The organism is Muribaculum sp. (genome assembly GCF_029051885.1).
Classification (GTDB): Bacteria; Bacteroidota; Bacteroidia; order Bacteroidales; family Muribaculaceae; genus Muribaculum.
Genome location: NZ_JAIDKI010000187.1, coordinates 1 through 11,505 on the forward strand (window position 1 = coordinate 1; position 11,505 = coordinate 11,505).

At 50.9% G+C, this 11,505-nt stretch carries 13 protein-coding genes and 1 riboswitch; of the genes, 3 read left to right on the forward strand and 10 right to left on the reverse strand.

From position 1 onward, the window contains the following. Positions 1–97 precede the first annotated feature (97 nt). The 10 genes from thiC to K2I50_RS08010 all read right to left on the reverse strand — a co-directional run bounded on the left by thiC (position 98) and on the right by K2I50_RS08010 (position 7,620). Positions 98–1,801: a phosphomethylpyrimidine synthase ThiC gene (thiC, locus tag K2I50_RS07965; protein ID WP_301025807.1), complete on the reverse strand. Its 1,704-nt coding sequence runs from the start codon at positions 1,799–1,801 to the stop codon at positions 98–100. 24 nt (positions 1,802–1,825) lie between these two features. After that, positions 1,826–2,596 (reverse strand): thiazole synthase, encoded by a 771-nt coding sequence (locus tag K2I50_RS07970; protein ID WP_301025808.1) that lies wholly within the window; start codon positions 2,594–2,596, stop codon positions 1,826–1,828. A 27-nt stretch (positions 2,597–2,623) separates the two neighbouring features. Then, complete coding sequence (locus K2I50_RS07975; protein WP_301025819.1) at positions 2,624–3,253, reverse strand: thiamine phosphate synthase; 630 nt, start codon at positions 3,251–3,253, stop codon at positions 2,624–2,626. A 33-nt stretch (positions 3,254–3,286) separates the two neighbouring features. Then, entirely contained in the window at positions 3,287–3,856 is a 570-nt protein-coding gene (locus tag K2I50_RS07980) for a thiamine phosphate synthase (protein WP_301025809.1), read from the reverse strand. 32 nt (positions 3,857–3,888) lie between these two features. Continuing rightward, on the reverse strand, positions 3,889–4,089 hold the full coding sequence (gene thiS, locus K2I50_RS07985; RefSeq protein ID WP_301025810.1) for a sulfur carrier protein ThiS: 201 nt from the start codon (positions 4,087–4,089) through the stop codon (positions 3,889–3,891). Positions 4,090–4,171: 82 nt separating this feature from the next. Continuing rightward, the gene (gene thiD, locus K2I50_RS07990) at positions 4,172–4,984 is read right to left on the reverse strand and encodes a bifunctional hydroxymethylpyrimidine kinase/phosphomethylpyrimidine kinase (RefSeq protein WP_301025811.1); all 813 of its coding nucleotides are present in this window, start codon (positions 4,982–4,984) and stop codon (positions 4,172–4,174) included. An 83-nt stretch (positions 4,985–5,067) separates the two neighbouring features. Then, a riboswitch (TPP riboswitch) is annotated at positions 5,068–5,166 on the reverse strand. 61 nt (positions 5,167–5,227) lie between these two features. Then, positions 5,228–6,055: a nitrilase-related carbon-nitrogen hydrolase gene (locus tag K2I50_RS07995; protein WP_301025812.1), complete on the reverse strand. Its 828-nt coding sequence runs from the start codon at positions 6,053–6,055 to the stop codon at positions 5,228–5,230. Positions 6,056–6,058: 3 nt separating this feature from the next. Next, positions 6,059–6,601 carry a 1-acyl-sn-glycerol-3-phosphate acyltransferase gene (locus tag K2I50_RS08000; protein WP_301025813.1) on the reverse strand — a complete coding sequence of 181 codons (543 nt, stop codon included), beginning with the start codon at positions 6,599–6,601 and terminating at the stop codon, positions 6,059–6,061. A 17-nt stretch (positions 6,602–6,618) separates the two neighbouring features. After that, positions 6,619–6,978, reverse strand: coding sequence for a hypothetical protein (locus K2I50_RS08005; protein ID WP_301025814.1), 360 nt, complete (start codon positions 6,976–6,978; stop codon positions 6,619–6,621). A gap of 138 nt (positions 6,979–7,116) precedes the next feature. Then, positions 7,117–7,620 carry an energy transducer TonB gene (locus K2I50_RS08010; protein WP_301025815.1) on the reverse strand — a complete coding sequence of 168 codons (504 nt, stop codon included), beginning with the start codon at positions 7,618–7,620 and terminating at the stop codon, positions 7,117–7,119. Between the two features lie 236 nt (positions 7,621–7,856). On the opposite strand from K2I50_RS08010, the gene porQ reads away from it, so the two are divergent. The 3 genes from porQ to K2I50_RS08025 all read left to right on the forward strand — a co-directional run bounded on the left by porQ (position 7,857) and on the right by K2I50_RS08025 (position 11,433). Beyond that, positions 7,857–8,879 (forward strand): type IX secretion system protein PorQ, encoded by a 1,023-nt coding sequence (porQ, locus tag K2I50_RS08015; RefSeq protein WP_301025816.1) that lies wholly within the window; start codon positions 7,857–7,859, stop codon positions 8,877–8,879. 70 nt (positions 8,880–8,949) lie between these two features. Beyond that, positions 8,950–9,507: a Crp/Fnr family transcriptional regulator gene (locus K2I50_RS08020; protein WP_301025817.1), complete on the forward strand. Its 558-nt coding sequence runs from the start codon at positions 8,950–8,952 to the stop codon at positions 9,505–9,507. Between the two features lie 123 nt (positions 9,508–9,630). Continuing rightward, positions 9,631–11,433: a transglutaminase-like domain-containing protein gene (locus tag K2I50_RS08025; protein WP_301025818.1), complete on the forward strand. Its 1,803-nt coding sequence runs from the start codon at positions 9,631–9,633 to the stop codon at positions 11,431–11,433. Positions 11,434–11,505: the final 72 nt, after the last annotated feature.

Genomic DNA, 11,505 nt, shown 5'->3' on the forward strand with positions numbered 1-11,505 from the left:
CCTCATCACAAGCGAAAATATGCTCGACGATTGACCGCCCTGACGGTAACATTTATTATTAAACAAGCTCTTAAACAGTTTCTAAGAAACCGAGATGTTAACGTGCGCAGTCGTCGGCGACAGACTGTGATATGCGCATGGCGCAGAAGTTGGGACCGCACATTGTGCAGAAGTGGTCGCCGTCGGCTTTGTGGCTCTCTACGTAATATTGGCGGGCACGTGCGGGGTCGAGCGAGAGATTGAACTGGTCTTTCCACCGGAATTCGTAGCGTGCGCGGCTCATGGCGTTGTCGCGTACCTGTGCTCCGGGGTGTCCCTTGGCAAGGTCAGCCGCATGTGCTGCAATCTTGTAGGCAATCACGCCGTTGCGTACATCCTCGAGGTCGGGGAGCGAGAGGTGTTCTTTGGGAGTGACGTAGCATATCATTGCAGTACCCATCCACGCAATCTGTGCGGCTCCGATGGCAGAGGTGATATGGTCGTAGCCGGGAGCGATGTCGGTGGTAAGCGGGCCGAGGGTATAGAAGGGGGCTTCGTGGCACGATGATATCTGGCGATCCATGTTTTCGCGGATCTTATGCATGGGCACATGTCCAGGGCCTTCAATCAGCACCTGCACTCCGTGGGCCCAGGCCTTCTCGGTGAGTTCGCCTAGCACATCGAGTTCAAGGAACTGTGAAGTGTCGTTGGCATCGTGGATTGAGCCGGGGCGCATGCCGTCGCCCAGCGATACGGCTACATCGTAGCGGGCAAGTATCTCGCAGATTTCATCAAAATGTGTGTAAAGGAAGTTTTCCTCTCCATGCATTACGGCCCATTGAGTCATGATTGACCCTCCTCGGCTCACGATTCCGGTAAGGCGCTCGGAGATGAGGTCGGCATGACGGCGAAGCACTCCGGCATGGATTGTAAAGTAGTCGACGCCTTGTTCGGCCTGTTCGATGAGAGTGTCGCGGTATATCTCCCATGTGAGTTTCGCCACATCTCCGTTGACTTTCTCCAGGGCCTGGTATACGGGCACTGTACCCATCGGCACGGGGCAGTTGCGGATTATCCATTCGCGTGTTTCGTGGATATTGTCGCCTGTCGAGAGGTCCATCAGTGTGTCGCCGCCCCAATAGCAGCTCCATACGGCTTTGCTGACCTCTTCCTCTATGCCCGACGACAGGGCTGAATTGCCGATATTGGTGTTGAGCTTTACAAGGAATTTCCGGCCGATAATCATTGGCTCGCTCTCGGGGTGGTTGATGTTGGCCGGTATCACAGCCCTTCCGGCCGCTACTTCCTCGCGTACCATTTCGGGGGTGATGTCGGAGTGGATGCCAAGGGCCTCGTTATTGAGATTCTCGCGGATGGCCACATACTCCATTTCGGGTGTGATTACTCCTCGGCGTGCAAGAGCCATCTGAGTTATGGCGCAACCTTCTTTGGCGCGGCGCGGCGCATAACGGTGGGCGAAGCGTATGGAGTCGAGATTTTTGTCGGCCTCGCGCTGGCGTCCGTACTCCGATGTTATTTCAGGGAGTTGTTCGAGGTCTTCGCGAGCTGCAATCCATTTTTCGCGTGTGCGCGGGATTCCGCGGTTGATGTCGACGGTCACTGACTGGTCGGTGTATACGCCTGATGTGTCATATACGTAGACCGGGTCGTTGTGGCGTGTGAGTCTTTCGCCATTTACAATCTTTACAGTCGGGGTAAGGTCGATACGGCGCATGGGGACGTCGATATCGTGGAGTTTGCCGTGGATATATACTTTTTCCGACGACGGGTAGTTGCGTACGTCGATGTCGTTGATTTTCATATCGGGATGAATGCTGGTGTATCTTTATGATAGAAAGGATGTGAGTGGAGACGATGCTTCGGCCCGGTGGCTTACGCGTCCGAGTCCGGCAAGATATGCCTTTCGTCCGGCTTCTACGGCAAGACGGAATGCATCGGCCATGGCAACAGGGTCGCCTGCAACAGCAATCGCAGTGTTGACAAGTACGGCGTCGGCACCCATTTCCAATGCGTCGGCGGCATGGGATGGCGCGCCAAGTCCGGCATCGACAACCACAGGCACTCGGCTCTCTGCTATGATGATTTCAAGCAGGTCGCGTGTCTTCAGGCCTTTATTGGTGCCGATAGGAGCGCCCAGCGGCATTACCGCAGCTGCGCCCACATCTTCCAGACGCTTGCACAGCACAGGGTCGGCCTGAATGTAGGGGAGCACATGGAATCCCTCGGCGGCAAGCTGCTCGGTGGCTTTCAGTGTCTCGATAGGGTCGGGCAACAGGTATTTCGGGTCGGGATGAATCTCCAGTTTAAGGAAGTCGGTATGGAAAATCTCACGTGAGAGATGGGCAGCGAGCACAGCTTCTTTTGCATTGCGTACTCCTGAGGTGTTTGGTAGAAACTGAACATTGTCGCGGTTGATGTGGGCAAGCATGTCGTCAGTGTCGGCATTGTCCATGTCGATACGCTTCATGGCCACTGTTATCATCTGCGAACCGGAGGCAAGTATCGCCTCAAGCATGAGGCGGTTGCTGCTGAACTTGCCTGTTCCCATAAAGAGGCGCGATGTAAATTCACGTCCTCCGATTATAAGTTTGTCCATTGCTGATAATGTGAGTGTATTATTGTGTTATTGATAGCGGTTGAGAGCTTCTATCACCTTTGCGGTGTAGTCGGTAGGGTCGGGAGCATTGATTATGGCTCCGGACATAGCCACGCCGTTGACTCCTGTTTCCATCAGAGGAGTGATGTCGTCAAGGGTGATGCCTCCGATTGCCACTACTGGGAGCTCGCTGCCTGCAGCGCGGATGGCCGACATTATGTCGCGGTATCCGTCAAGACCGATTACGGGCGACAGTGCGCTCTTGGTTGTGGTGAATCGGAATGGTCCGAGGCCAACGTAATCGACATCGATTCCGCGCATGGCGAGGATATCATCGGCTGTATTGGCAGTGACTCCGATTATTGCATGCGGACCCAGTTCCTCGCGGGCCTGTCGTGGCGGCATGTCGTTCTTGCCGAGATGCACTCCGTGCACACGGAGCTCTTCGGTGAGCTTGACGTTGTCATCGATTACCATTATTGCGTCGTTCTCTTTGCAGAGGGGTATTATTTCCAGCGCGGTGGCACGCATCTCGTCGTAAGATGCGTCTTTCATGCGCAATTGAATCCACTTGCAGCCCCCTTCGAGCACAAGTCGCACCTCTTCCGTGATTGAAAAACGCGGTGACGGGTGTGTGATAAATTGAAGCATATGTATTGTGTAGATGATTATTCTGATTGAGGATGCTGACTATATATGAGCGAATGCATCAAGACGCTCTGATATGCCGGCATTGCCGACATCATCCCACAGGTAGCCTAATACGGCGTATCCTGCGAAGGGCAGACGACGCAGCTCGCTCACTCTTTCAGGTGTGATGCCTCCGAGAGCCACCACTTTGTGAGGAGGAATGTCCGATAGTTCTTCCTCAGTAAAAGAACCATGGTAGCCGGGCTTTGATATGCTCGGAAAAATCGGGCTCAGAGTTATATAGTCGTAGTCATGAGCGCATTCTTTGGCTTCGGCTATTGAGTGGCAGCTACGCGATATATTGCCTTTGAAGTAGGACGGTGCTTCCGGGTATCTCCGGTTGAGGTGTATGCCGCCAAGATTGAAGTCGCACAGCAGATCAAAATGACCATGCAACTTGAGCCGGCAGTGATTGCGCTGATTGATACTTTCAATCAGATTGCGCATGTCGCGCAACGATGCGTCGGGATGGCGCAGATGTACGAAGTCCCATCCGGCATCAAGTATGGCTGCTATAGCATCGGCTTCTCCGGTGCGTATATCGGGCGGTGTGATGGCAATCCTCAGCATGTCAATTAGGTCAAAAAAATAGTGGTTACTGCTTAACCGCCATAGAATGGCTGGATTACAAGCACTGAATCGCCTTCTTTGAGAATGGTGGAGTCGCGTTGAATCATCGGCACTACTTCGCCATTGAGAGCTGTGGCTACACCTTCGGGATTTATTCCGGCCAGATTAAGGGCTCCCTGGAGCGAGGTATGGTCGGGTATGTTTATTTTCTTGTCGTTGACAGTTACTTCCATAATATATCGTGGTATTTGTTAGAGTATGTTCTCTTATGCAGAACGCACGGGGTGTTGGAAAAGATGGGTGTGCACGTAAGAATTATTTGTCTATGCGCAGGGCCGACGGCGCGAAAAGGTGGTTTACCGGGCCGTGTCCATGTCCGATTGTCACATCGGCACCGGCCTTGATGGCACCTGATATGTATTCTTTCGCTTTCATCACGGCATCGGTAATATCATGGCCGATAGCCATGTATGATGCTATGGCCGACGATAGTGTGCAGCCGGTGCCATGGGTGTTGGCTGAGCGTATTCGTGGCACCCGGAGCTTCATTATGCCTTTTTGCGGGGTGTACAGCCAGTCGGTCACGGTGTCGAGGAGAGTCTCGGCGTCACCTCCCTTTATCAGGATTGACTTCGCTCCCGTTTCGCGCAGGCGTTCTATCTGTGTTTCTGGATTCTTTGTGCCGGTAAGGGCTTCGGCTTCCATAGCGTTGGGGGTTATGATGTCGGCCATCGGTATAAGTCGCCGCACGATTACGTCGACAGCATCCTCGGCGAGAAGCCGTGAGCCTGATGTGGAAATCATTACCGGATCGAGCACTATGCCTGTGGCTTTGTGGCATGCAAGCGAATCGGCTACAGCCGCAGCCGTAGAGGCGTCAAACAGCATACCAATCTTTATGGCTTTAGGGGGGATGTCGGCGAATACCGCATCAATCTGCCCTGTGACTATATCCGGGCGTATGGCCTGTACGGCTGTTACTCCGAGGGTGTTCTGTACGGTAATTGCCGTGATTGCCGTCATGGCATATACTCCTATTGCCGACATTGTCTTGATGTCGGCCTGGATTCCGGCTCCGCCTGATGAGTCGGAGCCTGCGATTGATAGTACGGGTATGTATCTCAGCATTATGGTCTGAAAATCCGCAGTGTCGCTCCGGTGCTGAGACTGTGTGTGTTGCTCCTGTTTCCGGAAGAATCCGGACCCGGTTGTCCGGGATGGAAAACAATCCCTTCGGCGGCATTACCCGCGTCAGGTTCGAAGGGTATAATCTCAGCACACTTTATGGAGTGGCACCCCTTTGTTTATGTTGTTTTAATTTGTGGTGGGAGCAGTTGTTTGTAACTGTCCTGAATCGTGTAAGGCTGATTGTTAATCAACTGTAAAGCTGTCGCCGTGGAGAAGTACCGGGAATTTTTCGCGGAATTCGTAGAGTGAGGAGTGGGATATCCGCCCCATGATACATTGTGTTCCGTCGGGCAAGTGTGCCTCAGTGCCCATTGTCTTCCCTTTGGGGTCGATTATGGAAGAGGTGCCGGAGTAGTTGCCGAAGTCGTCGCTTCCTGTGCGGTTGCATCCGACTACGTATGCCTGGTTTTCAATAGCACGTGCGATGAGCAGTTGCTTCCAGGCATATGCTCTTGAGTCGGGCCAGTTTGCAACTATAATGAGCAGGTCGTATCCGTTGTGGCTGTTGCGTAGCCATACGGGAAACCTCAGGTCGTAACACACGGCTAATGCTATGTTCCAGCCTCTGAATCGTATTGTCGGTATCTTCTTTCGTCCGGGAGTGTAAACTTTGTCCTCGCCTCCGGTTGAAAACAGGTGGTGCTTGTCGTAATAGGTCGTCTCTCCGGATGGCTCTGTAAAGAATGCCCGATTGAACAGCCGTCCGTCGTGGTCAAGTGCGATGAACGATCCGGCTATAGCCAGATTGCATGCCGAAGCGAGCCTGGCGGCCCATTCTATAGTAGGGCCGTCGGATGGCTCGGCAAGGTTGCGGGCGGTGTCGGCCTGGAGTATATATCCTGTGGAAAACATTTCAGGCAGAACCGCTATGTCGGCGTGTCCGGCAACGGCCTCTATTGCTGTTGATGCAGCCTTGAGGTTGGATTTCTTGTCGGAGACAGCTATATCCAGTCCGATTGCCGCTACGGTCAGCGGTCCGTTGAGGTGAGGCCTTGGATTGTTGCTGGTCATTGGCTAATCGGTAATGAATTTATCGGGATAACGTCCGTGAAAGCGGCTATAATATTCCTTGATGTTGCGCATATCCTGCTCGATGTCGCCCGTAGGTGTATAGCATCGGTCGACTACGATACGCTTGTATTTGTAGTCGATGGCGCCGAGTACCAGAGGCACACCGGCGTCGCGGGCTATGTAGAGAAATCCGCTATGCCATTTTGCCGTGGCCTTGCGAGTGCCTTCGGGAGTTATTGCAAGTACCAGGCGCGAGGATTCGCGGAATTTCCTTACAATTACCTCTGTGAGCGACTGTTTTTTGTTTTTGCGCGGCACGGGTATGCCTCCGATAGCGCGGAATATCACCCCCAGAGGCCAGCGAAACCAGGATTCTTTCATTAAAAATCCGGCCTTGCGGCCTATGGAGCGTATGGTCAGTTCGCCGAGTATGAAGTCCCAGTTGGATGTGTGTGGAGCCACGCATATTATACATTTGGGATAGTCGGGTACGGTATATTCAACCGTCCATCCTGCCATACGCAGCAGCCATTTGGATAAACCCATAATCAGTCGGATATCCTTTATTTAGCAGCGGCAACGTTGGCTTCTTTCTGTGCGGCAGGAAGGGCTTCGTTCATCTGAGCCACGATATTTTCAATGCCTTTGTTGAAGTCGGAGGTGAGCTTTGTATAGGCTTTGCGGAAATATTTATCGCGGGCTACCTTATAGTCGTGGGCGTTTTCAAACGCTTTTTTGCCTTTGTCGAATGAGAATGAGACGTTGGCAATGGTCTGGTACTGGAGATCGGCTATCTCGATTACAGTTTTATTCATCTTGTCGGCGTCGATGCCGGGGATGAGGTTGCGGGCTATGATGCATTCGCCGGCTATGTTGCCGCATACGGCTTTTACGGCCTTTTTGAGATTGCGTTTGTTTGCCATAATCAAAATGTATTTGTGGTTATTTAGTTTGCGAATATAACACTAATTTCCCGAAAAATGATGATAAAACCCTATAAAGTTGATAGCGTGTCAGGAAACCGGTTCCTGACACGCTATCTGATATGGTAAATAATATGGTTATAATCTGAATGTTATCGGGAATATGCAGTAGACCGGCACATTGTTGCCTCCCATTCGTCCGGCGTGCCAGCGTGGCATTTCGTCAAGTATCCTCACGGCCTCTCTGTCAAGTGACGGCTCGATGCTGCGCAGCACATTGATGTGGGTAATCTCTCCATCGGGCTGTACGATAAATGAGCATAGCACTCGTCCTTGTATCTTTCGGGCGTAGGCGGCTGCAGGGTATGTGCGAGATGCGTTGATAAACTGCATCAGAGCGCCGTATCCGCCGGGAAATGTTGGCGGCTCATCGACAGTCTCGAAGTCGTATGCCTCGATTACATCGGCACAGAAGTTATGGCCCGGGTTTATTTCGGTGAGGGCGAGCGACTGGTCGGTGGTATGCACGGCTATGCGTCTCATCTGTGCATGGGCCGAGCGTGCCGACAACATGAATGCCGCGATAAGCAGGATGGTGGAGAGGGGCAGTAGAGATAAGTCGTGAGTAGATTTTTTAATCATAAAACATGTGAGTGGTATGTAGCTGCAATGCCGGTAAGAGAGGCGTCCGTGCTTTCAACATCTGCAAATTTATAGTGCCGTTATGTTAAATGCAACAGTCTGTCCGCAATTTTCGATTTGTTTAGCGATGTTTTAAGTTTATTTGCATTTTCACGGGCGAGGAGTGCAATATGGCGCGAAGAAATTCGTTTTTAAATACAGGAATCGTATGCGCGGTTCCTGCAATGGTAACAGTAATGACGATACGACTTCATATAATATCATTTATAGTCGCGCTTGTGGCCGGCGGAATGGTTCCGGTATGTGCCGCAGATGGCTCGACGGCATATAATTTTCTGAATATAACATCGTCAAGCCGGATTTATGGGCTTGGTGGTGTGAACATATCTATTGTCGATGATGATATAAACTCTATTGACCAGAATCCGGGTCTGCTGGGTCCGGAGGTGGGTAATCAGTTGGGGCTTAATTATATGCACTATGTGGGCGGGGCAAATTTCGCCGGTGTCAGGTATGGTATGGCCGCCGGAGAGCATAGTGCCTGGGCGGCCGGGATACAGTATTTCGGCTATGGTGATATGAAGGCAGCCGATGTGTCGGGTAATATTACCGGTACTTTTTCGGCCAAGGATATTGCATTTTCTGCTACATACAGTCATGATATAACCGAAACTCTTCGTGGTGGTATCACTGTCAAAGGGCTATATTCTGCCTATGAGTCATATTCGGCGTTTGCACTTGCCACCGATCTCGGAATCAATTACTATAATCCCGACAATGGCGTTTCTCTCTCGGCTGTTGTGGCCAATCTCGGAGGCCAGATAAAGAGGTTTAACGAGAGCTATGACCGCTTGCCGGTGGATTTGCGTCTTGGATTGAGCAAGCAGCTTGCCGATGTGCCGTTGCGTCTGTCGGTGACAGCATGGAATCTTACAAAATGGCATCTGCCTTATTATGATGCCGGCGATGGCTCTGCCGGCAGCGACATGGAGAAGAAGGATTCGTTTGGTTCCAATCTGTTCCGTCATCTTGTATTCGGTGTGGAGTGGTTGCCGTCCGACAGATTATATATAGGAGTGGGATACAACTACAAGACACGCACTGACATGGGCACATATTCCCGTAATATGCTCAGTGGATTTTCGGCATGTGCCGGTATAAATGTGAGCAGATTTTCAGTCGGGATAGCTTTGGCACAGCCACATACCGGTGCTACCACTTTTATGCTCAATCTGTCGACACGCCTGTTGGAGTTCTAAAATCATGTAATCCACACTGAGGTGTTGCTGTCCGTGTCAGACTTGCATATGCAGTATACTTTTTGTCGATATGGCCGATCTTAAACTTTATGATGTATTTGACATGGCGCCACTGCGGGATTATATACGTGGGCATGGAGAATGCCGCGTGTACCGTAAGGGTGAATGTTTCTGTAGGATTGGTGTGAATGCGCCTGAAATCGGTGTGGTAAATTCCGGAGGATTTGCATTTATAAGACCTGACGACAGAGGAGATGACCAGACATGCTCACTTGCGTTTGCCGATGAGCTGGTAGGCGCGTATATCTCCATGATGCCCGGACGGAAATCAGGTTTTGACGTGAAGGCATTGTGTACTTCCGAGGTATCGGTGCTTGCGTTGGATGCTGTTGTCAGCCATATGGACACGATATCTCCCGATTACAGGCTTCGGTTTACGTATGCCATAGCCTATGCCTTCATGATGAGAGGTATTTCATATCGTTGTCAGTCGGTTGAGTCGCGCTATGCCGAACTCCTCGACCGTATGCCGGAGGTCATGACCTTGATGTCGACATCTGCAATAGCGTCATATCTCGGGGTGACGCGTGAGACATTGTCGCGTATGCGTACACGTATGCGGAAATAGTCGATTTTTCCGACTTTATGTTCTTTTTTGGATATTGATAGCAAAGTGTGATTTTAATCACACTTTTTTAGATGGCGTGTGCGTAAATTAGGGGTTTTAAACAAATTCTTAACCTTATTCTACATGACAAGACGCATTTTATCTGCCACAGCGCTCGCTATTACAGCTATAATGCCTGTCGGCGCCGCTCTTACCGACGATAATGTTGTGATATCCGAGGGTAAGGAAGTATATCGTTTTGTGTCGGTAAAAGATGGTTTTGAGGTAGTACATACGGTTGCCGACGAGTATCTTGCCACCAGACGTTCGGAGAATATCCAGCCTCACATATTTCATGACAATACCATACGCCTCAATAAGGCATCTGGCGGTAAGCCGCAGTACCGTAATGTGAATTCTCCGTCTGTATTCCACGATGACAGTAAGGTGTGTTACTTTGATTTCTATCTCAGCAGCAATAAGAAGGCAAAAGCACAGTTTCGCCGCACATTCACAGACCCGGCATATTTTACCGGTATTTTCCCTCTTGGCGAATATCCGATACGCAATAAGACAATCTCTGTAGAGATTCCGGCTTCTCTTACGGATATCGAACTCCTCGACAGGAACTTTCCGTCAGAGGGAATAGTGCGCTCCGAGACTAAGGCACCTGATGGCTCTCGTCGGATAACGTATACACTGACCGATGTCGGCCCTGCGGCCGATGACAAGTCGGCCCCGTCGCCAAAGGCTTCTCTGCCATATATAATGGTGAAGGGATATTTTCCGGATACTGATTCGCTTTACCGCTATCATCGCCGGCTTCTTGACGTGGATACCGTGATTCCGGATGCGGCAGGTATTGTAAGGAACATACTTGGCGACACGAAAGACCGTGAAAAAAGCATAGAGCGGATATATCGGTATGTACAGAGCAATGTACGGTATGTGGCTTTTGAGGAAGGCGAGGCCGGATATCGTCCGGATTCTCCTGCTGAGGTTCTGCGCAAGCGCTATGGCGACTGCAAGGGTATGTCAATGTTGCTCGCCACATTGCTCAACCGTGTTGGGGTCGACGCACATGTGGCTATTGTGGGTACGCGTTCCATACCCTACGGGATTGCGGAAAATCCATCGCTGGCGGCTTCAAACCATATGATATGCATTGTCCCCGGCGAAAACGGTGCCTCGCTGTTTCTTGACCCGACCAACGGGCAGATTTCTATGCATCATACTCCATGGGGTATACGTGGGAAGGATGCCATGATGATACTACCTGACGGATATCAGATGGTGGATATACCGCTGGAATCTGCACGTATATCGGACGATGTGATAACGTATGATTACCGACTTACCTCTGAAGGCCTTGCCGGGAAGGCTGTGCGTCGCTGTCAGGAGGACATGGCCGAGCGCTTTGTGTCAATATTCAATAATGTGCCCCGACAGCATATGAATGAACTTTTGTCCAAGATGCTTGTGCCGGATTCTCGTGTGATTGCTTTTGAGGACAGCATTGAGTACGACACTTCTGTGCCTGGCATTGTGACTCTTTCAGCTCCGGTATATAACAAGTCGGCTGTGACCGTAGCCGGTGATGCGGTGTATCTTGACCTGAATTCTTCTGACGGGCCGTTTGGTTCACGTATTGATCTTGACGACCGTCGTGCTGACTTTGAATTCAAAGTGCCAGCATTGATAGAAAGGCGTACTGTCGTAGAGATTCCTGACGGATATAGTGTCGTGTTGCCTGAAAATTATGTGGCGGAATGTCCGTATGGGCGTTTAACATGCACATTTGCATGCGATGGCGCCGCGGTGACTATGACAAAGAGTATGGATATAGTGACTACGCGCATTCCGCTGGCAGATATACCGGAATGGAACAGTCATCTGTCTTCATGGAAAGAAGCCTGTAGCCTTCAGGTAGAACTTAGAAAACTTTAGAGCTTGTTTAATAATAAATGTTGCCGCCAGGGTCGTATAGCTTGAGACGATTTTCGACATGTGACGAAGGAG

Excerpts from the sequence above, each read along its gene's own strand:
- thiD (WP_301025811.1), bottom strand. The coding sequence starts at position 4,984 with ATGCTGAGATACATACCCGTACTATCAATCGCAGGCTCCGACTCATCA.
- K2I50_RS08020 (WP_301025817.1), top strand. The coding sequence starts at position 8,950 with ATGGCCGATCTTAAACTTTATGATGTATTTGACATGGCGCCACTGCGG.
- thiS (WP_301025810.1), bottom strand. The coding sequence starts at position 4,089 with ATGGAAGTAACTGTCAACGACAAGAAAATAAACATACCCGACCATACC.
- thiC (WP_301025807.1), bottom strand. The coding sequence starts at position 1,801 with ATGAAAATCAACGACATCGACGTACGCAACTACCCGTCGTCGGAAAAA.
- K2I50_RS08000 (WP_301025813.1), bottom strand. The coding sequence starts at position 6,601 with ATGGGTTTATCCAAATGGCTGCTGCGTATGGCAGGATGGACGGTTGAA.
- K2I50_RS07995 (WP_301025812.1), bottom strand. The coding sequence starts at position 6,055 with ATGACCAGCAACAATCCAAGGCCTCACCTCAACGGACCGCTGACCGTA.
- K2I50_RS08010 (WP_301025815.1), bottom strand. The coding sequence starts at position 7,620 with ATGATTAAAAAATCTACTCACGACTTATCTCTACTGCCCCTCTCCACC.
- porQ (WP_301025816.1), top strand. The coding sequence starts at position 7,857 with ATGACGATACGACTTCATATAATATCATTTATAGTCGCGCTTGTGGCC.
- K2I50_RS08025 (WP_301025818.1), top strand. The coding sequence starts at position 9,631 with ATGACAAGACGCATTTTATCTGCCACAGCGCTCGCTATTACAGCTATA.
- K2I50_RS07970 (WP_301025808.1), bottom strand. The coding sequence starts at position 2,596 with ATGGACAAACTTATAATCGGAGGACGTGAATTTACATCGCGCCTCTTT.
- K2I50_RS08005 (WP_301025814.1), bottom strand. The coding sequence starts at position 6,978 with ATGGCAAACAAACGCAATCTCAAAAAGGCCGTAAAAGCCGTATGCGGC.
- K2I50_RS07980 (WP_301025809.1), bottom strand. The coding sequence starts at position 3,856 with ATGCTGAGGATTGCCATCACACCGCCCGATATACGCACCGGAGAAGCC.